We start from the raw sequence: 21,020 nt of genomic DNA, 5'->3' as shown, positions 1-21,020 counted from the left end.
TCAGCGCTCCTCGGCGGGGGCGGCGCCGTCGGTGTCGAAGCGGTAGCCGACGCCCCACACGGTCTGGATCAGCCGGGGCCGGGCCGGGTCGTCCTCGACCTTGCCGCGCAGCCGGCGCACATGGACGGTGACGGTCGACAGGTCGCCGAAGTCCCAGCCCCACACCTCGCGCATCAGGTCCTCCCGGCCGAACACCCGGCCGCGATGGCGCAGGAAGAACGTCAGCAGATCGAACTCACGGATCGTCAGGGCGAGTTCGGCTCCGCCCTTGGTCGCGCGGCGGGCCGCCGGGTCCACCGACAGGCCCCCGGCGCGCAGGACGCCGGACGGCTGGGCGGGGCGGGCGCGCCGCAGCACCGACCCGACGCGCAGCACGAGTTCCCGGGGGCTGAACGGCTTGGTGACGTAGTCGTCGGCGCCCACCTCCAGGCCGAGGACGCGGTCCTCCTCGTCGCCGCGCGCGGTCAGCATGATGACCGGCACCGGTCCCTGCCCGCGCATCCGGCGGCACACCTCCAGACCGTCCATGCCGGGCAGCATCAGGTCGAGGACGACGAGGTCCGGGCGGCGTGCGGCGGCCGCCGCGAGAGCGGCGGGCCCGTCGCCCGCCCGGTCCACCACGTACCCGGCGCGGTCCAGGTACCCGGAGACGATCTCGGCCACGGTGGGGTCGTCGTCCACGACCAGGACCCGCGCCCCGGCCCCGCCGCTCGGCTCTTGCTGCTTCATGCGGCCAGCCTCGCACCCTCCGCGCGCGCGAGACGCCGCCCGGACCGCGACGTCCGCGTTCCGTAAGAAGCCCTCGTCCGAAATGCCCGGTTCGCGCTCGTAGGGTGAATGCCGTGACGACCTCCTCACCCCGAGCCACCCCCGCGGACCCCGCACCCGTCGACGTCGTGCTGCCCTGCCTCGACGAGGCCGAGGCCCTGCCCTGGGTCCTGGAACGCGTCCCGCCCGGCTGGCGGGCGATCGTCGTGGACAACGGCTCCACCGACGGCTCCGCGGACCTCGCGGACCGCTTCGGCGCCACCGTCGTCCGCGAGACCCGGCGCGGCTTCGGCGCCGCCTGCCACGCGGGCCTGACCGCCGCCACCGCGGACATCGTCTGCTTCTGCGACTGCGACGCCTCCCTCGACCCCGGCGACCTGGTGCCGTTCGTGCGACGCGTCGCGGCCGGCGAGGCCGACCTGGTCCTCGGGCGCCGCCGGCCCCGGCGGCGCGGCGCCTGGCCGCCGCACGCCCGCGCCGCCAACCTCGCCCTCACCCGGCTCCTGCGCCGCCGCACCGGGCTGCGGCTGCACGACCTCGGCCCGCTGCGCGCCGCCCGCCGGGAGGAACTGCTCGCCCTGGACCTGACGGACCGGCGCAGCGGCTACCCCCTGCAGATGGTGGTGCGGGCCGCGGACGCCGGCTGGCGCATCACCGAGGACGACGTGCCCTACCGGCCCCGCACCGGCGCCTCCAAGGTCACCGGGACCTGGCGGGGCACCTGGCATGCCGTCCGGGACATGAGCCGCGTGCTGGCCGAGAAACCCGCCGCACCCGGCGTACGGGAAGGGGCCCGCCCGTGACCACCCTCCTCGTCATCGCCAAGGAGCCGCTCCCCGGCCGGGTCAAGACCCGGCTCACCCCGCCCTTCACCCCCGAGGAGGCCGCCGCGCTCGCCGAGGCCGCCCTCGCGGACACCCTCGACACCGTCGCGCGCACCCCCGCCCGGCGCCGCGTCCTCGTCCTGGACGGCACACCGGGGCCCTGGCTGCCGCCCGGCTTCGACGTCGTCCCGCAGGGCACGGGCGGACTCGACGAACGGCTCGCCGGCGCGTTCGCCGCCTGCGACGGCCCGGCCCTGCTCATCGGCATGGACACCCCCCAGGTGACCCCCGGCCTGCTCACCGTCGACTGGGCGGACTGCGACGCGTACTTCGGCCGCGCACACGACGGCGGGTTCTGGGCGCTGGGCCTGGCCGAGCCCGACCCGGACCGGCTGCGGGGCGTCCCCATGTCGCAGCCGTACACGGGGGCCGCCCAGCGCGCCCGGCTCGCCGGACTGCGGGTGCGGGACCTGCCCCGCCTGCGGGACGTCGACACCGCGCTCGACGCCGGCCTGGTCGCCGCGGCGGCACCCGGCGGACGGTTCGCCGCGGCCCTGGCCCGCCTCGGCCCGGCGGCCCGCCGATGAGCGGGCTCAGGGAGGCCCCCGCGCCCGCGGACCAGGGCGCGCCCTGGTCCGCCGACCCGTACGCCCGTGCCCTCGGCAGCGGCCGCGGCCCCCTCTTCCTGCGCCGCGATGACGGCTGGCTGCTCCCGCTGGACGTGGAGCGCTGGTGCGCCGACGCCGACGCGGTGGACGGCGAGGTGCTGCGGCGCTGCGAGGGGGCGGTGCTCGACGTCGGCTGCGGCCCTGGACGCCTGGTCGCGGCCCTGGCGCGGCAGGGCCGCACCGTGCTCGGCATCGACGTCAGCGACGCCGCCGTCGCCCGCACCGCGCGGCTCGGCGGTCCCGCGCTGCGCCGCTCCGTCTTCGAGCCGCTGCCCGGCGAGGGCCGCTGGGGCACCGCCCTGCTCCTCGACGGCAACATCGGCATCGGCGGCGACCCGGTGGCCCTGCTGGAGCGCCTGGCCCGACTCGTGTGCCCCGGCGGGCTGTTGCTCGCCGAGACCGTGCCCGGCCTCGACCTCGACGAGCGCGTCCAGGTCCATGTCACCGACGCCCGGGGCGCCGAAGGCCCCTTCTTCCCCTGGGCCCGCCTCGGCACCCCCGCCCTGCTGCGGCACGCGGCACGGACCGGATGGCGGCCCGCCGGACAGTGGGCGGTGGACGGCCGGGCCTTCGCCGCGCTGCGTGCCCGCGCGATACCGGACCAGCGCAAAGGTCCCGCAACACAAGGCGTCTAGACTCGGGCCCGATCGGCCCGGCCCGTGGGTCGCACGCGGGCGAAACCTGCCAGACCCGAAGGGTATTCGGCGTTTTGATACGGATAGATGCAGTCACCAAGCGATACCCGGACGGCACGGTGGCGGTCGACCGGCTGTCGCTGGAGATACCCGACCGTTCGATCACCGTCCTCGTGGGCCCGTCCGGCTGCGGGAAGACGACCACGCTGCGGATGATCAACCGGATGGTCGAGCCCAGCGAGGGCACCATCCTCCTCGACGGCGTGGACGTCCAGCGGCAGCCGGTCAACACCCTGCGCCGGTCGATGGGGTACGTCATCCAGAACGCGGGCCTCTTCCAGCACCGCACGATCCTCGACAACATCGCGACCGTGCCCCGCCTGCTGGGCTGGGGCAAGGAGAAGTCCCGTGCCCGGGCACGGGAGCTGATGGAACGCGTCGGCCTCGACGGCTCCCTCGCCAAGCGCTACCCGTACCAGCTCTCCGGCGGCCAGCAGCAGCGCGTCGGCGTCGCCCGCGCGCTCGCCGCCGACCCGCCGGTGCTGCTGATGGACGAGCCGTTCTCGGCCGTCGACCCCGTGGTGCGCAAGGGGCTCCAGGACGAACTCCTGCGCATCCAGGAGGAGCTGGGCAAGACCATCGTCTTCGTCACCCACGACATCGACGAGGCCGTCAAGCTCGGCACCATGGTCGCCGTGATGCGCACCGGCGGCCGGCTCGCCCAGTTCGCCCCGCCCGCCGAACTGCTCACCGACCCCGCCGACGCCTTCGTCGAGGACTTCCTCGGCGCCGACCGCGGCATCCGCCGGCTGTCCTTCTTCTCCTCGGCCGGCCTCGACCTGCTCACCGGGCCGATCGTCGCCGTCGACGCCTCGGCCGAGCAGATCGCCGACGCCCGCCGGGCCGGCGCCCCCTACCTCCTCGTCGTCGACACCGACGGCCGGCCCGTCGGCTGGGGCGACCCCGCCGAACTCACGGCCGGGTCCATCGCCACCGGTGAACTCCTCTCGCACGGACGGCCGTTCACCGCCGGCGCCGACTCCCTGCGGGCCGCCCTGGACTGCGCGGTGCTCTCGCCGACCGGCTGGGCCGTCGCCGTGGACGGCGAGGGACGGGCCACCGGGGTCGTCTCGCAGACGTCCATCGGCGACGCCATCCGCGGCGCGCACGCCGGCCGCGCCGCCGCCGGAACGGCCCAGAAGGTCGCCCCGTGAACGACCTCTTCGACATGCCGAGCTATCTGGAGCACAGCTTCCTCGGCCTCGTGGGGCTGCATCTGCGCGAGGCGCTGGTGCCGGTGCTGGCCGGGCTCCTCCTGGCGCTGCCGCTCGCGCAACTGTGCGTCCGCTTCCGCTGGCTGTACCCGCCGGTGCTGTGGGTGACGACCGTGCTCTACGCCATCCCGTCGCTGGCGTTCTTCGTCGTCCTCATCGACTACACCGGGCTGAGCGAGCTGACGGTGATGATCCCGCTGGCCGTCTACAGCCTGGTCGTGCTCGTCCCGGCCATCGTGGACGGGGTGCGCTCGGTGCCGCAGGAGACACTGGCCGCGGCCACCGCCATGGGCCTGGGGCCCGTACGCCGCTACCTCCAGGTGCAGTTGCCCATCGCCGCGCCCGCCATCCTCGCCGGGCTGCGGGTGGCGGCCGTCTCCAGCATCTCGCTCGTCAGCGTCGGCATGCTCATCGGCAACGAGGGCGCCCTCGGCAACATGCTCGACGCCGGACTGAAGTACAACCAGCCCCGGCTGGTCTGGCTGTCGGTGATCTCCACCGCCGTCCTCGCCATCCTCGTGGACGCCCTTCTGATCGTCCTGCGGGTGTGGGTGACGCCCTGGATGCCGCGCGGCGGCGGCCGGGGCGCCCGGACCGTCCTCGCGAAGGGAACCGCCCGGTGAACATCCTGAACTACGCCGACGCGTTCTTCAGCAACAGCGCCCACTGGCAGGACTACGACGGCATCCCGGTCCGGCTCGGCGAGCACGTCCAGTACACGCTCATGGCCCTCGGCATCGCCGCCGCCATCGGACTCCCCGTCGGGCTGCTCACCGGCCACACCGGGCGCGGCGGCAACGCGCTCGCCCTCATCGCCACCTCCGGCCGGGCGCTGCCCAGCTTCGGCCTGATGGTGCTCATGTTCATCCTGCTGGGCCTCGGCATGGCCCCGGTGATGATCCCGCTGGTGGTGCTCGCCGTCCCGCCCATCCTGGTCACCACCAACGAGGCGATGCGGTCCCTGGATCCGGCGCCCGTGGACGCGGCGCGCGGCATGGGCATGGGCGAGGCCCAGGTGCTGTTCCGGGTCGAACTGCCCACGGCCCTCCCGCTGATCCTCAGCGGGCTGCGCTCCGCCGCCATCCAGATCGTCTCCACGGCCACCATCGCCGCGTACGTCAGCTTCGGCGGCCTCGGCCGCTACATCGTCGACGGCCTCTACCAGCGGGACTACGAGAAGGTCGTGGGCGGCGCGACGCTGGTGGCCGGGCTCGCGGTGGCCACCCTCCTGGTGTTCTGGGCGGTGGCCCGGCTCGCCGTCTCCCGGGGCGTGCGCAGGCCCGGCTAGGCGCTGGACGGCGGGCCACCCCGGTGGCCCGCCGTCAGCCCTCCGTGCGCGCCAGGGCCAGTTCCAGGACGACGAGCAGCGCGTCCCGCACCGAGCCGGTCTCCCGGGCGTCGAACACGACCACGGGGACGCCCTCGCTGACGTCGAGCGCCCAGCGGACCTCGTCCAGGGTGTGCTCGACCCGGCCGTCGAAGGCGTTCACGGCGACCGCGAAGGGGATGCCCTTGTGCTCGAAGTAGTCGACGGCGGCGAAGCAGTCGTCCAGCCGCCGGGTGTCGACGATGACGAGGGCGCCGACCGCGCCCTCGACCAGGTCGTCCCACATGAAGCCGAACCGCTCCTGCCCGGGCGTGCCGAACAGGTACAGCTTCAGGGTCGGGTCGATGGTGATGCAGCCGAAGTCCATGGCGACCGTCGTCGTGGACTTCTGCGGGGTGTGCGTGAGGTCGTCCACCCCCGCCGCGACCTCCGTGATGGCCGCCTCCGTGGTGAGCGGCTCGATCTCGGATATCGCCCCCACGGCGGTGGTCTTGCCCACGCCGAAGCCGCCCGCGATCACCATCTTGACCGGCAGCGGCGGCCGTGCCGTCGCCGTCGTTCCGGCCGTGGCGCCGGCGGCCGTTTCAGTCGCTGTCACTGAGGACCCCTCGTGCGTCGGGGATGGCGCGCAGGCCGTCGATGACCCTGCGCAGGACGGAGGCGTCGTGGACGACGCCGGAGTCGGGCACGTGCACCGTGAGCCGGCCCTCGTCGCGCAGGTCCTCGGCGAGGACCCGCACCACGTTCAGATGAAGCCGCAGCCGGGCCGCGATCTCCGCGAGGGACTGCGGCAGCCGGCACACGGCGACGATGTCCCGCCGCTCGAAGGCGAGCCGGTGGAGCCCGTCCAGTCCCTCGGCGGTGGCCACCACCTGGGTCTCGACGGGCATCGCCCGGTCGCCGGTGGTGTCCGCGACCCGGCCGGCGGTGAGCAGGAACGGCCGCACGGCGGACGCCTGCCCGACCGGTTCCGGGCCGCTCGGGTCCGGCGGTGGGATGTCGTCCGCCATGGGGAGTCCGCTCCTTCCGGCCCGGTCAGCGGGCCGAGGCCGCACCGACGCTGTTCTTGAGCTCCAGGACGAGCTGCGGGCTCAGGGCGGCGCCGGCCCGGTTCGCGAACACCGTCATCTCGTAGGCGACGTTGCCCAGCTTGGCCTCCTTGTCGGTGACCACGCCGAGCACGGCGCCGCCACCGATCGCGGAGACCAGCACATGGCCGCCGTCCAGATCGATGATGACCTTGTTGAGCGCCCCGAGACCGTAGTTGCCGGACGCGCCCGCGGCCAGGCTCGTGATCCCCGAGACGATCGCCGCGAGCCGCTCGGAGTCGGCCTGCTGCCGCAGCTCCGACACGGCGATGAGCAACCCGTCCGAGGAGACGGCGATGGCGTCCACGACACCGGCCGTCTCGGTCGCGAAGCGATTCAGCAACCAGGTGAAGTCGGCTGCGGCGGCCGCCAGTTCGGCTGGCGAGGCATCCGTGCCTCCTGCCGGGGTGCCACCTGTCGACGTGCTCACTGCTCCGCTCCTTCCGGGGGGTCGTTCTGGTCCTGGGCTGGGGGGTTCGGTGCCGGGACCGGGACGGCCCCGCTCTCACGGTGCGCGCGCTCCACGGCGGCCTCGAACGCGTCGAGTTCGTCGCGCACGGCGGCGGCGTCGACGACCCGGGGCCGGTCCGGCAGCACGGCCGCCCGGTCGTCGCCCGGTCCGCTCTTGCGCAGGGTCGCGCCCCGGACCCGCCGCCGCAGCGGGCGGGCGGAGGACGAGGCGCCGGGACCGGCGGGGGCGTGCGAGGAGCGGGGCGCGGGCACGGCGGGTGCGGGGCTCGCGCCGGACCGGGTGGCGGTGGCGCCGGGGTCCGGATCGCCGGCGCGGGCGTGGTCGGCCGGTGCCGCCGGGCGCCTGGAGCGCCGCGGGAGGGGGTCGGGTCCCGCGGTGTCCGCCGGTACGGCGGCCGGGCGCACGGGCGGCGCGGGCACCGGGCCGGTGGCGGGGGCACCCGACGGCCCGGCATCGGGCAGCGCGGTGCCGGCCAGGGCCGACAGCGCCGGGGTGGACGTCGCCGCCGTCGTGCTGCCGGTCACCAGGCGGGCCGAGGGGATCGTCACCTCGGCGGTGACACCGCCGCCCGGGGTGCGGGACAGGGTGACGCCGATCTTCCAGCGGCGCGCGAGCGTGCCGACCACGAACAGGCCGAGCACCTTCGTCGGTACGAGGTCGAGCCGCTCGCGGCGGATCAGGCGGGCGTTCTCCTCCGCCAGGCGCTCGGCGCTCATGCCCAGGCCGTGGTCGCTCACCACGATCACCGCGTCGGCGCCGTCCGCCGCCACCGTCACCTCGACGGGGCTGTCCGCCGGTGAGAACGACACGGCGTTCTCCAGGAGTTCGGCCACCATCAGCGTGAGGTCGCCGATGACCTCCGGTTCCAGGACGGCCTCGGACCGCGCCCGCAGCTCCACCCGCTGGAAGCCCTCGATCTGGCCGAGCGCCGCCCGCACGACGTTCGTGAGCGAGGTGGGACCGGCGTCCAGGGCGGCCTCGTGGATGCCGGCCAGCAGCATCAGGCTGTCGGCGTTGCGCCGCAGGCGGACGGCGATGTGGTCGATGGAGTAGAGGCGTTCGAGGAGCGCGGGGTCGGTCTCGCCGCGCTCCACCGCGTCGATCAGCGAGAGCTGACGGGACGTCAGATTGCTGACGCGGCGGCCGACGTTGCCGAACATCTCGGCGACGTTGCGCCGGCTGAGCACCTGCCGCTCCAGCAGCGCCGCCGCCGTCGTCTGGACGTCGTTGAAGGTCTTGGCGAGCTCGCCGATCTCGTCGCGCGCGGTGACCGGCATCTCGCGCAGCCGGGGCGGCCCCTCGTCCTCGGCGTCGTCGTCCGCGACCCGGGCCAGTTCGCGCCGGGCCACGTCGGCGACCTGCCGCGCGGCGCCGGTGAGGGCGACCACCGGCCGGACCACGGAACGCCGTACGAGCACGGCGAGGACCAGCCACAGGGCGAAGCCGATCAGCGCGGACCCGAGGAGCAGCAGCGCCCGCCACGCGGCCGTCTCGGACGCGTGCTGCGCCCGGTCGGCGATCTGGTCGATCAGCGAGGTCGTGATCGACAGCCGGGTCCTCGCCTGGTCGCGGTAGGCGTCGTAGGAGTCGAGGGCGCGGTCGAGGGACGCGCGGACCTCGGCGGGGGAGCCGGCCTGCGCCGCGCCGGGGTCGATCTGGAGCTCGGCGTACTGCCGGCTGATGGTGGACTGCGCGGTGGTGTACCGGATCCCGGCGAACGTGTCGGCCTGCGCCTCGGTGGCGAAGCGGGTGAACCGCTCGGCCTGGTGCGTGAACTCGTCGTAGGCGCCGATCGCGCCGATGACCTCGATCAGCGCGTTGGAGTCGCCGGTCGACGCGGAGAAGACGGCCGTCTCGAACTCGCTGTGCGCGGCGGCCGACCGCAGCAGCGAGTCCAGCAGGTTGCCGGTGAAGGTGGTGGCGAGTTCGGGGTTGCGGTCCAGGGCCAGGCCGTCGATCAGCTGACCCGAGGCGTGGGTGTAGGCGGGGTCGATGTTGCTGGCCGGCAGGTACCCGTCCTCGATGGTGTCCCGCAGTCCGGCGAGGCCCTCGACGTTCTTCAGGGCCTGGGCCTCGGTCTCCGGCAGCCGCTCGCCGAACGCCTCGCGCACCCGCTCGACCTGGGCGTCCACCCGCTCCTGGGCGGTGCGGTAGGCGGACGTCGAGGAATCGCCGCCACCCGCGGCCTCGTGCCGTACGGAGAGCAGCACGGCCTGCTGGTGCTCGGCGGCCAGTCCGTCGACGAGTTTCGCGACCTCCACGCTCTCGCGGACCAGCCGGGCGGCGTTCGCGGCCTCGCGCGACTGCCCGGTCTGCTCGGCGATGAGGTAGGCCAGCAGGGCCGCGACGACCGTGAGCGGCACACCGACCAGGAGGTTCAGCTTGTGCCGGAAGGGCCAGCGGTCGGGGTGACCGCGCATACGGCGGGGGCGGGGTCCGCCTGCCTCGCTCGTGGGCACCGGGATTCCTCCTTCGTGGGCGCCGCACCTGGGGCGCACGCCTCACGTGACCGCTGTTGCTGACTTCCGATCGGTTCTGTGCGGGACAGTACCGTCCCTTCGGCGCTGTGATCGGAACTGTACGTCAAGATTCCGTTACACCAACCGAGCACCCCGGTCGCCCCGCCTTCACGACGCGCACAACTCCTTGACACATGGAGGATTTTGAGGCCAATCGGTGACCTGGCAGCACTTGACTCATCGAGAACCCGCTGGATTGGATCAGTGGACAAGCTATCCCAACCCCACTGAACCGGAACGGGAATCGTGACTTTCACCCTGCGCAGCAGCTCCCTCAGGAACCATCCCGGCGCGGCCGCCCTCGCGCTCGCGACCGCCGCGGCGCTGCTGACGGGATGTTCCTCCGGCGACAAGTCCGACCCCCTCGCCGAGGACAAGGCGAGCGGTGACACCGTCGTCGTCGGTTCGAACAACTTCGCCGAGAGCGTCCTGATCGCCGACATCTACGGCGAGGCCCTCAAGGCCAAGGGCATCAAGGTCAGCTACAAGCCCAACATCGGCAGCCGCGAGACCACGTACGGCCTGCTCAAGAACGGCTCCGTCACAGTCCTGCCGGAGTACAACGGCTCGCTGCTCGCCTACCTCGACCCGAAGGCGCCGCAGGAGTCCGCCGAGGCCGTCAACACCGCGGTCAAGGCCAAGCTGGACGCCAAGCTCACCCTGCTGGAGTCCTCCCCGGCCGAGGACAAGGACTCCGTCAGCGTCAACGCCGAGACGGCGAAGAAGTACAAGCTGACCGCCGACTCCACCCTCGCGGACCTCAAGGACGCGGCGCCCGAGCTGCTGATCGGCGGCTCGCCCGAGTTCCAGACCCGCCACCAGGGCCTGAAGGGCCTGGAGACCGAGTACGGCCTGAAGTTCAAGTCCTTCAAGGCGCTGGACGCGGGCGGCCCGCTGACCCAGGCGGCCCTGACGAAGAACACCGTGCAGGCCGCGGACATCTTCACCACGGACCCCACCATCACCAAGGAGGGCCTCGTCGTCCTCAAGGACCCGAAGAACCTCTTCGGGTTCGCCAACGTGACCCCGCTCGTATACAAGAGCGGTCTGTCCGACGAGGGCGTCGCGGCGCTCAACGCCGTCTCCGCCAAGCTGGACACCAAGACGCTCCTCGACCTGGACTCCCAGGTCCAGCTGGAGAACAAGGACCCGCTCGACGTGGCCAAGGCCTGGCTGAAGTCGGCCGGCCTGGACTGACGACGCTCCCGGCGCGCCGGTGACGGGCGAGGGCCCTCACCGGCGCGTCCGCGTGTCCGGACCGCCCCGCGCCCTCAGAGCCGGTCGAGGCCGTCCCGCACCTTCTCCAGCAGGCCCGGTTCGGCCGTGCCGGGCGTCACCGGCCGCGGACGGTGCACGGTGATCAGACCGGCCTCCAGCAGATCGCACAGCATGATCGCGACGACGCTCACCGGCAGGTCCAGCCGTGCCGCGAGCTCCGCGACGGCGACCGGGCGGGCACAGCGCCGCAGGATCCGCAGTTGCTCGGGCTGCGGGCGCGGCGCCCGCTCCGGCGGTGGATCGACCGCCGTCACCCGCGTGATCAGGGTGAAGTCGCCACGGCTGGGCCGGGTCCGGCCGCCCGTGAGGGTGAAGGGACGTACCAGCCGGCCCGCCGTATGGTCTGGGCCCACCTCACGCACCCGGGCCGACATGGGCCCGCGGTGCCGCCGACAGGTGCTCACCGATCTTCTTCACCAGCATGTTCATCTGGTACGCCACCACCCCGACGTCGGCGCCCTGGTTGGTCAGGACGACCAGATGGGCGCCCGGACCGGCCGTGGTCAGGATGAGATAGCTCTGGGCCATCTCGATCAGCGCCTGGCGCACCGGCCCGCCCCGGAAGTCCATGCTGACGCCCTTGCTCAGACTCATCAGACCGGACGCGGTCGCCGCCAGCCGCTCGGCGTCGTCGCGCAGGAAGCCCGTCGACTTGCTCACCACCAGCCCGTCCTCGGACAGCACGACGGCGTGGTTGACGTCGGCGACCCGCTCCACGAGTCCGGTGAGCAACTGGTCGAGCTGGGCGTCGGTGGCGGGGGTGGGGCGTGTCATGGCGGAGTCCTTCATGAGCGGTCGGACGGGCTGGCGGGCGTGGGGGACGTGGGGGGCGGGCAGGCGCCGGACGGGGCGGGGTCGCGGTCAGGCGGGTCGGTGGGGCGGTCGTCGGCGGGCTCGGAGCCGTCCTCGGCCCGGGCCCGGAGCGTGCCGCGCTGGAAGCCGCCGAGGGAGGAGGCGGCCCGCTCGGCCGTGAAGTCGTCGTCCCCGGAGCCGTCCTCGTCGGCGGGCGGGGCCCCGTCGCGCGGACCCGCCGCGGGAGCGGCCCGCCGCACCCGGCGCGGCAGGGGCGTCAGCTCCTCCTCCGGATCCGGCCGGCGGGCGGCGGGGACCTCGGGCCGCCCCTCCTCGTCGAGGTCCTGCGTGCCGAGGTACTCCTCGCCGGCGTCCCGCGCGTCGAGGTCCTCCTTGTCGGGCTCCTCGTCCGGCACGTCCGTCACCACGACCTCGTCCGGGACGAGCACGATCGCCGTGGTGCCGCCGTACGGGGAGGGGCGCAGGGTGACCGTGATCCCGTGCCGCCGGGCGAGCCGCGCGATCACGAACATGCCGAGCCGCAGATCGTCCGCGAGCGCCACCACGTCGAACTTCGGCGCCTCGGCCAACTGGCCGTTGAACGCGGTGTAGTCCTCCTCGGACAGACCCAGGCCGCGGTCCTCGACCTCCACGGCCAGCCCCTTGGCCACCAGGGCGGCCCGCACGGCGACCGGCGCGGGCGCCGGCGAGTAGAGCGTGGCGTTCTCGATCAGCTCGGCCAGCAGATGGATGAGGTCGGCGACCGCGGGCGGCGCGATGTGCACCTCCTCCTCGGTGTGCACCTCCACCCGCCGGTACTCGGCGACCTCGCCGACGGCGCTGCGCAGGATGTCGATCAGGGCGACCGGCTCGCTCCAGCTCCGGCCGGGCCGCTCGCCGCTGATGATCACGAGGTTCTCCTGGTAGCGGCGCAGCTGGCTGGCCGTGGAGTCCAGCGCGTACAGCCCCTTGAGCACGTCGGGGTCCTCGTGCGCGCGCTCCAGCGCGTCGAGTTCGGTCAGCTGCAGATTGACCAGATTCTGGCTCTGCCGGGCGATGCCCAGGATGACCTTCTGGAACCCCCGCCGGGTGTCGGCGAGTTCGACGGCGGTGTGCACGGCGGTGCGCTGCGCGGTGTTGAACGCCTGCGCCACCTCGCCCAGTTCGTCGCCGCCGTAGTCGAGCGGCGGTGTCGCCAGCTCGACGTCGACCTTCTCGCCCCGCTCCAGCCGGGCCACCACGTCGGGCAGCCGCTCCTCGGCGAGGGCGAGCGTGGCCTCGCGCAGGCCGCGCAGCCGCCGCGACAGCGAGCGGGTGATCCGCCAGGACACCGCGAGGCACAGCAGCACCGCCACCAGACCGCCCGCGCTCAGCAGCGCGGCGGTGACCAGCAGCCCGCGCGCGTCGTCCGCGCTGCGGTCCAGCAGGGCGGACGTCTGCCCGCGGATGAGATCCGTGTACGCGTCGGACACCCGCAGCAGCGCGGCCCGCCACTCCTTCCGCACGTCCGGGATCGCGACCTCGCCGCCGTCCCCCGTGGGGCGGGCCGCGAGCACCCGGTCCTCGACGGACTGCAGGGTGAGCCACTGCGGGCTGCGCAGGATCCGCTCGGTGCGCGCCTTCGCGTCGCCCGTCAGCGACGGGAGGATCTGGTCGCCGACGAGCCAGCGCCGGGTGCCGACCAGCTTCCCGAACTCCGTCCACGTCGCGGCGTCCATCCGCCCCGCGGGACCGGCCAGGGTCAGCAGCGCGTCCTCCTGGGACATCAGCTCCGCCGCGTGCTCCAGCGAGACGAGCGGCGCGGCCTGCGAGGTCAGATCGCCGTCGTCGACCTGGGACAGCTCCCGGAAGACGTGGATCTGGTCGTCGATGATCGACGTGTACTGGCCCAGTGCCTGCGCGGGTGTGATGTCGGTGGGGTGGTCCACCTGGCCCCGGTAGTACTCCAGGCTGCCCGCCGACGCGACGACCGAGTAGAGCCGGTCCTTGATCCGTTCGGGCGCCCGCCTGATGTCGCCCGACCGGTCCAGGAGTTCGGCGACCGCCTCGTCCGTACGGACGCGCTGGTCGTCGAGCGCGTCACGGGCCGCCTGCTGGCGCGAGGCCAGCCACACCGCCGAGTAGCTGCGCTCCCGCTGCAGGGCGAGGGTGGCCTCGGTGCCCATGGCCCCGGTCGACTCGCTCAGCTCGGTCTGCGCCCGCAGCCGCAGCCCCTCGGAGAACATCTGGACCGTCGTCACGCTCCACACGGCGGTGAGCGTCACGCCGGGCACCAGGGCCAGCAGGAGCAGGGAGAGGCGGATGGAGCCGAGGCGGCGCCGGGGACCTGTCCGTGGAGACATCGTCGTCCTTGGGCGTTCAGCGGAGAGCGGAGGCGGGCAGCGCGGGGGTGCGGCCGTACGGGGGGACCGGCGCCGGGGGTGACGGCGCGGCCGGTACGGCGCGGGGGGTGCGCAGGATGCTATCCGCACATGTGACCGTCCGTGTCACGCGTGACGAAACTTTGGCACCACCGAGCGAAGTGTCCGGTTCAGCGGGTCCCGGCGCCGGCGAACCGGGCGACCGCGGCCACGTTCTTCCTGGTGACGAAGGCCGGACCGGTGAGCACCGGTTTCTCCCCGCCGCCGAGGGTGTTGCCGTTCGTCCGGTACAGCCACAGCGCGTCGACGGCGAGATAGCCCTGCAGGTAGGGCTGCTGGTCCACGGCGAACCGCACGTCACCGGACTGGACCGCCGGCACGAGGTCCTTGCTGAGGTCGAAGGTCGCGACCTGCGCCCGGCTGCCGGCGTCCCGCACCGAACGCACCGCGGCCAGCGCGAACTGGGCGCCGTTGGCCACGACTTCGTCGATGGTCGGGTCCTGGCCGAGCCGGGCCGCGACGGCCGTGGTGACGGCGTCCAGGTCGGTGCCGTCCACGTACAGGTTCTCGCTCTCCCCGCCGAACGCCTTCTTCACGCCCGCGCAGCGCGCTTCCAGGGAGACGTTGCCGCGCTCGTGGACGACACACAGGGCGTGCCGCGCCCCGAGGCCGTCCAGCCTGTCGCCCACGGCACGGCCCGCGACGCTCTCGTCCTGGCCGAAGAAGCCGAGCAGGCCCGCCGAACGCCACTCATCGATACCGGAGTTGAGACCGACCACCGGGATGCCGGCCGCCCGTGCCTCGGCGACGGCCCGCGCCATCGCCCCCGGCTTCGCCAGGGTCACCGCGATGCCGTCGACCCGCTGCCGGACCACGTCCCGCATCAGGGCGGCCTGGCCCGCCGGGTCGGCGTCACTGGCGTACGTCAGGGCGACGCCGTCCTTCGCGGCGGCCGCCTCGGCGCCCTTGCGCACCAGGTCCCAGAAGGCGTCGCCCTCCCCGCCGTGGGTGATGAGGGCGATCCGGGGCCCGGAGGGGCCGCCCGCCGCGTCCGTGTCCTCCCCGTCGCCGGTCCCGCCGCCGGAGCACCCGGCCAGTACCAGACAGACGGCGGCCGTCCATATCGCGACCCGGACGGAGGCGGAGGACGGGCGTGGGGTGTTCATGGTGGTGCGGCACCTCGCTGTGCGGCCGAGCAGGAGGAACGATGGGGAGCACGGCCGGCGTCGCACGGCTGGGGTCCGCCGGTCCGCTGAACTCCCGCTGGGGCGGAGCCAATCGCGTGCGGCCACCGGTAGTCAAGTGCGTCACCACACGGGGTGAGACGCCGCTGCCACATCGTGATGAACCGCCCGCGCGGACACGCCCGGAACCGCGGCCTCCCGGTGAGCCCGCGTTCGCTCAGCCCGTCCTCACGGCGGCGCGGCGGCGCTCCCGCCGGCTCGTGCGCGGTTCCTGGTCCGGCAGCCATCCGAACACCAGGCAGCTCCCGACCACCCCGAGGAGCAGCCCGACCAGGAACCCGCCCAGGTTGGAGGTGAGCCAGGTCCCCAGCGAGACCAGGACGCCGGTGATCGAGTAGAAGAGCCGCTGTGCCGGGTTGAACAGGGTCAGCAGGCCCAGCAGCACCATCAGCACGGGCAGCAGATACCCGGCCAGGCCCTGCATGCCGATGTGAAGGACGACCTTCAGTGAGGCCTTCATGGTGAGCAGGATCCAGGCCCCGCCGAGCGCCAGCAGCAGCCCGCCCCAGAAGGGCCGGCCGGACCGCCACCGGCGGAAGGCGGCCCGCGTGCCCGCGCGCCCGTCCATCAGCAACCCGAGCCGCTGAATCGCAGCTTCAGTCCGGGCAGCTTGAACACCCCGGCGGTGGTGGCGTAGTTGGTCTGCCGCAGATGCGCGATCCGCACGGTGTCGGCCTGCTGGCTGAAGACGCCGATGGGTCCCTTCACACCGGCTTTCGTCAGGGTGCTCGCGTCGTTGCCGATCTCGATGTTGTTGAACGCCGCGTCGCCGGACAGCTCGGTGGAGTCGGTGGTCAGATCGCGGGCGGTCACCTTCTCGGCCCCGCTGCCCGCGGTGATGAGCAGGTTCGTGCCGCCGAGGTCGACGCTCTGGCACAGCTTGGTGAGGGTGGCGTTCTTGATGGCGGAGGTGACGATCAGGACTTGGCCGCCGGTGTCGCCCTCGTTGGGGCTGCCCGGGGCCATCTCGTCGAGACCGCCGAACTGCGCGAAGCCGGTGCCGTCGAGCTCCGTCGCGGTGACCGTGAACGGCATGCCGGAGATGGCGAACTGCACACCCAGCGCCCCCTCGGCGGTGAGCACCGCGAGGCCGGCGGCGACCAGGGTCGCCGGCACCGCCATCACGGCGGCCCGGCGGGCCCGGACGCGCCCGCGGCGTACGGAACCGCTTTCCGTCTGCGCGGGGGTGTCACCGAAGGGCGGGGTGACGTCGGTGGACGAGGCCATGGCTGCTCCCAGGTGTGAAGGACACGGGTAGGGCATCAGCGGCACGTTGTCCTGGCGCGGACAGCGCCCGCGGCGCACGTCCACTCGCATCTCCCGGCGGATGCAAGGGCTTTCACGTACTCCGCGGTAGCCAAAGCCGGAAGTTACCGGTGGTTACACCTGAGGGTCAAGACAGTTGTGGAAAAACGGTGTCGATGAGGTGCCGCCCGCGCCCGGCGGGCCGCCCGCGACCTCGTGAACCGTCGGAATGCACGACAACTCCCGCGCAAACGCTTGACGTTGACGGACACTCAGGTCTACAACTCTCGCAGGTTCCCCCTGGATCCGTGGCGCCGGATCCCCGTCGCGTGGCCCTTGCCCGCGCTCCCGGACCGCATCTCCTTCACACTTCGCCTCCGCGAGATCCTCCCCGCGCGCCGACACGGTCGCTCCCCCCTCGACCCGTGCCGGGCCGCCGCCGGACCCTGGCGTACGGAGAAGGCGCCATGGACCGGCGGCGGCGCACGCAGCGCACCCCCACAGCCCCCCACAGGGCTCCCCGACTCCCCGGGCGACCTGAACCGCCCGGGGCTCCCCCTACGAAAGTCGAGGTACACCCGCATGCGCACCCGCACCCTCACGACCCTGGCCGGCGCCGTCGCCGCGCTCACCCTCCCGTTCGCCGTCCCCGCCTCCGCGGCCGACGGCGCCGTGCTCACCGTCGGTTCCCCCGACGGCGCGGCGGTCGCGGCCGGTGACGTCCTCACCGCTCCGCTGGCCGCCGGCACCACCGCGACCTTCTACTCCAGCGCCACCGGCACCAGCGGCCTGACCTGCACGTCGTCCCAGTTCACCGCAGCTGTGACCGACAACCCGGCCGCGCCCGGCACCGCCACGGAGTCGGTCACCGCGCACACCTTCGACGCCGCCAGCTGCTCCACCAACGTGGTGGGCGTCCTCGGCGTCACCAGCATCACGGTCAACAATCTGCCGTACGACTCCACCGTCGCCTCGGACGGCACGGTCACGGTGACCCCGCCCGCGGGCTCCACCGTGCGCACCACCGTCGTGCTGCGCACCCTGCTGGGCAGCGTCAACTGCGTCTACCAGGCACCGGGACTGACGGGCGCGGCGAGCAACGACGACCACACCATCACCTTCACCCGTCAGCAGTTCAGCAAGGTCTCCGGCTCGTCCCTGTGCTTCGCCAACGGCTACTTCACCGCCAAGTACGCTCCCGTGAACGCGGACGGCGAAGTGGTGTACGTCAACTAGACGCCGCCGGGCCGGAGTTCATTTCCGGCGCAGGCGCAGGGCCAGTGCGGCGCCCCCGGTGAGCACCAGCACCGCGGCGGCGCCGCCCGCGACCAGCGGCGCCGAGGCCCCCGTGGAGGACGTGCCGGTGGACGCCACCGGAGTGCCGGCGGGGGCCTCGGCGGCGCGCGGGGCCCCGGAGGCGGCCTTCTCGGCGGCGCCGGTGGCGGAGGCCGTGGGCAAGACGGAGACCGGCGCCTTCGTCGTGGGCTTCGCGCTGCCCGCGGTGTCCTTCGCGCTCCGCCCCGGCCCCGCGTCGCCCGTCGCCGCGCCGCCCTCGCCGCCTCCCGTCGCGGCCGGGAACACCACGTCGGAGCACGAGTAGTAGGTGTCCGGCGTACTGGTGTTGCGCCACACCGTGTACAGCACATGGCGGCCCGACCGGTCGGAGGGCAGTTTCGCCGTGATCCGGTACGCGCCGTTCGTCAGCGCCGGGTCCTTGACCTCGGCGAACGGCCGATCCGGCAGATCCGACCAGGTGAGCGGTTTCGCCGGGTCGTAACCGGCCTTGGTGAGATAGAGCTGGAACGTGCCGGTGTGCGGGATCGTCGAGGAGTACCGCATCCTCAGGGTGGCGCCGGGCGTGAGCCGGGTCGACGGCCAGTCGGACCGCGCGAGGTCGAGGCCCCGGTAGGCGGGCAGCCCGCCGCTGCACAGTCCGCCGTCGGGCACCACCTGCCGGTCCCGCCCGTTCACGTTCGCGATCCGCAGGTTGTCCCAGGCCGTGAAGGGCGCCCCGTTGGCCGCGACGGCCGCCCGGCACGCCGCCGACCGGGAGGCGGCACCGCCCTCGGGGGAGCAGGCGTACACCCGGCTCACCGGATCCGTCGGCGCCCCGTGCGCCCGAGCGGGCCCCGCCGCCCACACCGTGAGCAGCGACGGCACGGCGACGGCGGCCGCCAGGGCGGCGCGATGCGAACTGATCCAGGGCATCCGGGACATCCGGAACGACTCCTCGGCCGACGGCAACGGTCCCTGTGCAGTACGGGAATTCGGCCCGGCGCGTTCAGTGCGCGACGAGCCGGGGCAAAGCCCGCCATTACCGGTCGGGTACCGGACATCGAGGGTGGGTTTCCGGCCTGGTCGAGGGTTTCCCCTGTATTCCGATGACCTTCTCTTTGCCTATCGTTCCACCACAGCTGACCCACAGGTAACCCCGGACAGGTCCCAGCTCGCGCCAGGCCGGCCGCCGCGCTCCGCACGTCGCACCGCCCCCACCTACGCCTCCCCCGCGTACCACCCCCACCCACGCACGCCTTCCCTGCGTACCCCCCGCCGCTTCGACGACGAAGCGACTCGACCGCCGCTCCGCGCTGCCCGGAGTACGGCCGGCCACGAAAGGCACTCCCTTGCGCACCTCTGCGTCCCTCAGACGGAAGCTGATATCCGTCGCCGCGGTCTCCGCGACCCTCCTCACGGCCGCCACCACCGTCGCCGCCGCCCAGGAACCCGCTCCGCCCGGCTCCGCCGCCGTCCCCACCGCCCAGACCGAGACCGCGCCCGGCACCCCGGCCGAGCGCCTGATCGTCGGCTACCGGTCCGGTGCCGCCGAAGCCACGTCGAACAAGGCCGCCAAGGCCGACGCCGCCGCCAAGGGCGACAAGGCGGGCGAGAACCTCGACTTCGAGCGCCGCCTCGGCTCCGGCGCCGCCCTCGTCGGCCTCGGCGGCGACGTCACCACGAAGGACGTCGCGGACGTCGTCGCCGCGTACCGGGCCGACCCGCAGGTCGCCTACGTCGTACCGGACCGGCTCAACAGGCCGCAGGCCACGCCCGACGACCCCGAGTACGCCAAGCAGTGGGACCTGTTCGAGTCCACCGCCGGCATGCGGGTGCCGGGCGCCTGGGACGTCGCCACCGGCACCGGCGTGACCGTGGCCGTCATCGACACCGGCTACGTCGCCCACTCCGACCTCGCCGCGAACATCGTGCCCGGCTACGACTTCATCTCCGACGCCACCGTCGCCAACGACGGCAACGGCCGCGACGGCGACCCGGCCGACCCCGGCGACTGGACCGCCGCGAACGAGTGCCAGGCGGGCGACCCGGCGTACGGCTCCTCCTGGCACGGCACCCACGTCGCCGGCACCATCGCCGCCGTCACCGGCAACGGCAAGGGCGTCGCGGGCATCGCCCACGGCGCCAAGGTCTCCCCGCTGCGCGTCCTCGGCAAGTGCGGCGGCTACGACTCCGACATCATCGACGCGATCACCTGGGCGTCCGGCGGCGCGGTCTCCGGTGTCCCGGCCAACGCCCACATCGCCAAGGTCATCAACATGAGCCTGGGCGGCGGCGGTTCCTGCACCACCGCGACGCAGAGCGCGATCAACGCCGCCGTGAGCCGTGGCACCACGGTCGTCGTCGCCGCGGGCAACAGCAACGTCAACGCCGCGAACTACTCGCCCGCCTCCTGCGCCAACGTCGTCAGCGTGGCCGCCACCGACCGGCAGGGCAACCGCTCCTACTACTCCAACTACGGCACGGTCGTGGACATCGCCGCACCCGGCGGCGAGACCAACTCGGTGACCGCGAACGGCATCCTGTCGACGCTGAACTCCGGCGCGCAGGGCCCGTCCGCCGAGAACTACGCCTACTACCAGGGCACCAGCATGGCCGCCCCGCACATCGCGGGCCTCGCCGCCCTGATGAAGTCGGCCGACGCGTCGCTGACCCCGGCGCAGATCGAGTCCGCGATCAAGACCAACGCCCGTGCGCTGCCCGGCACCTGCTCCGGGGGCTGCGGCGCCGGTCTCGCCGACGCGGCGAAGACGCTGCAGGCGGTGAGCGGCTCCGGCGGCTCCACGGGGGATGCCACCTTCACCAGCACCACCGCGCTGTCCATCCCGGACGCCGGCTCCGCGGTCGAGTCCCCGATCACGGTCACCGGCCGCGGCGGCAACGCCCCCTCGGCGCTGCGGGTCGGTGTGGACATCACCCACACCTACCGCGGTGACCTGGTCATCGACCTGGTCGCCCCGGACGGGTCGGCGTACCGCCTGAAGTCCGCGAGCGGCTCGGACTCCGCGGACGACGTCAAGGCCACCTACACGGTGAACGCGTCCACCGAGGCCGCCGACGGCACCTGGAAGCTGCGGGTCCGTGACACGGCCGCGCAGGACACGGGCCGGCTCAACAGCTGGAGCCTGACCTTCTGAGCCGACGTCCCGAAGGGGACGCCACGAGCGGGCGGGCCGGCCGATGCGGATGGGGCATCGGCCGCCCCGCCGTCCGTCCCCGCCGCCCGGCACCCC

General features: G+C 73.5%; 21 protein-coding genes. 9 read left to right on the top strand and 12 right to left on the bottom strand.

Annotated features, from left to right (window positions below):
- On the bottom strand, positions 1 to 729 hold the full coding sequence (locus ABZ899_RS29655; protein ID WP_361351758.1) for a response regulator transcription factor: 729 nt from the start codon (positions 727 to 729) through the stop codon (positions 1 to 3).
- 104 nt (positions 730 to 833) lie between these two features.
- On the opposite strand from ABZ899_RS29655, the gene ABZ899_RS29650 reads away from it, so the two are divergent.
- From ABZ899_RS29650 to ABZ899_RS29625, 6 genes are all read left to right on the top strand, one after another.
- Positions 834 to 1,571: a glycosyltransferase family 2 protein gene (locus tag ABZ899_RS29650; protein WP_361351755.1), complete on the top strand. Its 738-nt coding sequence runs from the start codon at positions 834 to 836 to the stop codon at positions 1,569 to 1,571.
- Positions 1,568 to 2,179: a DUF2064 domain-containing protein gene (locus ABZ899_RS29645; RefSeq protein WP_361351752.1), complete on the top strand. Its 612-nt coding sequence runs from the start codon at positions 1,568 to 1,570 to the stop codon at positions 2,177 to 2,179. Before ABZ899_RS29650 ends, ABZ899_RS29645 begins: the two co-directional genes overlap by 4 nt.
- Complete coding sequence (locus ABZ899_RS29640; protein WP_361351749.1) at positions 2,176 to 2,895, top strand: class I SAM-dependent methyltransferase; 720 nt, start codon at positions 2,176 to 2,178, stop codon at positions 2,893 to 2,895. The genes ABZ899_RS29645 and ABZ899_RS29640 overlap by 4 nt, the downstream gene beginning before the upstream one ends.
- Before the next feature lie 74 nt (positions 2,896 to 2,969).
- Positions 2,970 to 4,109, top strand: coding sequence for an ABC transporter ATP-binding protein (locus ABZ899_RS29635; RefSeq protein WP_361351746.1), 1,140 nt, complete (start codon positions 2,970 to 2,972; stop codon positions 4,107 to 4,109).
- Positions 4,106 to 4,792, top strand: a complete 687-nt coding sequence (locus ABZ899_RS29630) for an ABC transporter permease subunit (RefSeq protein WP_361351743.1) — start codon at positions 4,106 to 4,108, stop codon at positions 4,790 to 4,792. Before ABZ899_RS29635 ends, ABZ899_RS29630 begins: the two co-directional genes overlap by 4 nt.
- On the top strand, positions 4,789 to 5,457 hold the full coding sequence (locus ABZ899_RS29625) for an ABC transporter permease (protein WP_361351740.1): 669 nt from the start codon (positions 4,789 to 4,791) through the stop codon (positions 5,455 to 5,457). The genes ABZ899_RS29630 and ABZ899_RS29625 overlap by 4 nt, the downstream gene beginning before the upstream one ends.
- A gap of 34 nt (positions 5,458 to 5,491) precedes the next feature.
- Here ABZ899_RS29625 and ABZ899_RS29620 read toward each other — a convergent pair whose 3' ends face one another.
- The 4 genes from ABZ899_RS29620 to ABZ899_RS29605 form a co-directional block, all read right to left on the bottom strand.
- Positions 5,492 to 6,019, bottom strand: a complete 528-nt coding sequence (locus ABZ899_RS29620) for an ATP/GTP-binding protein (RefSeq protein WP_361351875.1) — start codon at positions 6,017 to 6,019, stop codon at positions 5,492 to 5,494.
- Between the two features lie 61 nt (positions 6,020 to 6,080).
- A complete protein-coding gene (locus ABZ899_RS29615) occupies positions 6,081 to 6,506 on the bottom strand; it encodes a DUF742 domain-containing protein (RefSeq protein WP_361351737.1) in 426 nt (141 codons plus the stop codon).
- A 25-nt stretch (positions 6,507 to 6,531) separates the two neighbouring features.
- Positions 6,532 to 7,014: a roadblock/LC7 domain-containing protein gene (locus tag ABZ899_RS29610; protein ID WP_361351734.1), complete on the bottom strand. Its 483-nt coding sequence runs from the start codon at positions 7,012 to 7,014 to the stop codon at positions 6,532 to 6,534.
- The gene (locus ABZ899_RS29605) at positions 7,011 to 9,476 is read right to left on the bottom strand and encodes an ATP-binding protein (RefSeq protein ID WP_361351872.1); all 2,466 of its coding nucleotides are present in this window, start codon (positions 9,474 to 9,476) and stop codon (positions 7,011 to 7,013) included. The genes ABZ899_RS29610 and ABZ899_RS29605 overlap by 4 nt, the downstream gene beginning before the upstream one ends.
- A 345-nt stretch (positions 9,477 to 9,821) precedes the next feature.
- Between ABZ899_RS29605 and ABZ899_RS29600 the strand changes: the two genes are divergently transcribed.
- Positions 9,822 to 10,772: an ABC transporter substrate-binding protein gene (locus ABZ899_RS29600; RefSeq protein WP_361351731.1), complete on the top strand. Its 951-nt coding sequence runs from the start codon at positions 9,822 to 9,824 to the stop codon at positions 10,770 to 10,772.
- Positions 10,773 to 10,846: 74 nt separating this feature from the next.
- Here the strand turns inward: ABZ899_RS29600 and ABZ899_RS29595 are convergent, their stop codons facing one another.
- The 6 genes from ABZ899_RS29595 to ABZ899_RS29570 all read right to left on the bottom strand — a co-directional run bounded on the left by ABZ899_RS29595 (position 10,847) and on the right by ABZ899_RS29570 (position 16,476).
- Positions 10,847 to 11,227 (bottom strand): DUF742 domain-containing protein, encoded by a 381-nt coding sequence (locus ABZ899_RS29595; RefSeq protein ID WP_361351728.1) that lies wholly within the window; start codon positions 11,225 to 11,227, stop codon positions 10,847 to 10,849.
- Positions 11,208 to 11,627: a roadblock/LC7 domain-containing protein gene (locus tag ABZ899_RS29590; protein WP_361351726.1), complete on the bottom strand. Its 420-nt coding sequence runs from the start codon at positions 11,625 to 11,627 to the stop codon at positions 11,208 to 11,210. Before ABZ899_RS29590 ends, ABZ899_RS29595 begins: the two co-directional genes overlap by 20 nt.
- Positions 11,628 to 11,638: 11 nt before the next feature.
- A complete protein-coding gene (locus ABZ899_RS29585) occupies positions 11,639 to 13,987 on the bottom strand; it encodes a nitrate- and nitrite sensing domain-containing protein (protein ID WP_361351723.1) in 2,349 nt (782 codons plus the stop codon).
- A gap of 188 nt (positions 13,988 to 14,175) precedes the next feature.
- Positions 14,176 to 15,171, bottom strand: a complete 996-nt coding sequence (locus ABZ899_RS29580; protein WP_361351721.1) for a substrate-binding domain-containing protein — start codon at positions 15,169 to 15,171, stop codon at positions 14,176 to 14,178.
- A 235-nt stretch (positions 15,172 to 15,406) separates the two neighbouring features.
- Positions 15,407 to 15,817 carry a DUF6114 domain-containing protein gene (locus ABZ899_RS29575; RefSeq protein ID WP_361351718.1) on the bottom strand — a complete coding sequence of 137 codons (411 nt, stop codon included), beginning with the start codon at positions 15,815 to 15,817 and terminating at the stop codon, positions 15,407 to 15,409.
- Positions 15,817 to 16,476: a DUF6230 family protein gene (locus tag ABZ899_RS29570; RefSeq protein ID WP_361351715.1), complete on the bottom strand. Its 660-nt coding sequence runs from the start codon at positions 16,474 to 16,476 to the stop codon at positions 15,817 to 15,819. Before ABZ899_RS29570 ends, ABZ899_RS29575 begins: the two co-directional genes overlap by 1 nt.
- Positions 16,477 to 17,076: 600 nt before the next feature.
- Between ABZ899_RS29570 and ABZ899_RS29565 the strand changes: the two genes are divergently transcribed.
- Positions 17,077 to 17,730: a Tat pathway signal sequence domain protein gene (locus tag ABZ899_RS29565; RefSeq protein WP_361351712.1), complete on the top strand. Its 654-nt coding sequence runs from the start codon at positions 17,077 to 17,079 to the stop codon at positions 17,728 to 17,730.
- 18 nt (positions 17,731 to 17,748) lie between these two features.
- On the opposite strand, the gene ABZ899_RS29560 is transcribed toward ABZ899_RS29565, so the two are convergent.
- On the bottom strand, positions 17,749 to 18,702 hold the full coding sequence (locus tag ABZ899_RS29560; RefSeq protein WP_361351869.1) for a lytic polysaccharide monooxygenase: 954 nt from the start codon (positions 18,700 to 18,702) through the stop codon (positions 17,749 to 17,751).
- Between the two features lie 416 nt (positions 18,703 to 19,118).
- Between ABZ899_RS29560 and ABZ899_RS29555 the strand changes: the two genes are divergently transcribed.
- On the top strand, positions 19,119 to 20,924 hold the full coding sequence (locus tag ABZ899_RS29555) for a S8 family serine peptidase (RefSeq protein ID WP_361351709.1): 1,806 nt from the start codon (positions 19,119 to 19,121) through the stop codon (positions 20,922 to 20,924).
- The last annotated feature ends 96 nt before the right edge of the window (positions 20,925 to 21,020 follow it).

This window comes from Streptomyces sp. NPDC046859 (assembly GCF_040645135.1).
Classification (GTDB): domain Bacteria; phylum Actinomycetota; class Actinomycetes; order Streptomycetales; family Streptomycetaceae; genus Streptomyces.
This window is presented reverse-complemented; position numbering and strand designations above follow the sequence as displayed.

What these genes read in the sequence shown, in the direction of transcription:
- ABZ899_RS29585 (WP_361351723.1), bottom strand. Translation starts at nt 13,987, where the DNA reads ATGTCTCCACGGACAGGTCCCCGGCGCCGCCTCGGCTCCATCCGCCTC.
- ABZ899_RS29655 (WP_361351758.1), bottom strand. Translation starts at nt 729, where the DNA reads ATGAAGCAGCAAGAGCCGAGCGGCGGGGCCGGGGCGCGGGTCCTGGTC.
- ABZ899_RS29605 (WP_361351872.1), bottom strand. Translation starts at nt 9,476, where the DNA reads ATGCGCGGTCACCCCGACCGCTGGCCCTTCCGGCACAAGCTGAACCTC.
- ABZ899_RS29575 (WP_361351718.1), bottom strand. Translation starts at nt 15,817, where the DNA reads ATGGACGGGCGCGCGGGCACGCGGGCCGCCTTCCGCCGGTGGCGGTCC.
- ABZ899_RS29560 (WP_361351869.1), bottom strand. Translation starts at nt 18,702, where the DNA reads ATGCCCTGGATCAGTTCGCATCGCGCCGCCCTGGCGGCCGCCGTCGCC.
- ABZ899_RS29590 (WP_361351726.1), bottom strand. Translation starts at nt 11,627, where the DNA reads ATGACACGCCCCACCCCCGCCACCGACGCCCAGCTCGACCAGTTGCTC.
- ABZ899_RS29615 (WP_361351737.1), bottom strand. Translation starts at nt 6,506, where the DNA reads ATGGCGGACGACATCCCACCGCCGGACCCGAGCGGCCCGGAACCGGTC.
- ABZ899_RS29580 (WP_361351721.1), bottom strand. Translation starts at nt 15,171, where the DNA reads ATGAACACCCCACGCCCGTCCTCCGCCTCCGTCCGGGTCGCGATATGG.
- ABZ899_RS29620 (WP_361351875.1), bottom strand. Translation starts at nt 6,019, where the DNA reads ATGGTGATCGCGGGCGGCTTCGGCGTGGGCAAGACCACCGCCGTGGGG.
- ABZ899_RS29640 (WP_361351749.1), top strand. Translation starts at nt 2,176, where the DNA reads ATGAGCGGGCTCAGGGAGGCCCCCGCGCCCGCGGACCAGGGCGCGCCC.
- ABZ899_RS29595 (WP_361351728.1), bottom strand. Translation starts at nt 11,227, where the DNA reads ATGTCGGCCCGGGTGCGTGAGGTGGGCCCAGACCATACGGCGGGCCGG.
- ABZ899_RS29565 (WP_361351712.1), top strand. Translation starts at nt 17,077, where the DNA reads ATGCGCACCCGCACCCTCACGACCCTGGCCGGCGCCGTCGCCGCGCTC.
- ABZ899_RS29570 (WP_361351715.1), bottom strand. Translation starts at nt 16,476, where the DNA reads ATGGCCTCGTCCACCGACGTCACCCCGCCCTTCGGTGACACCCCCGCG.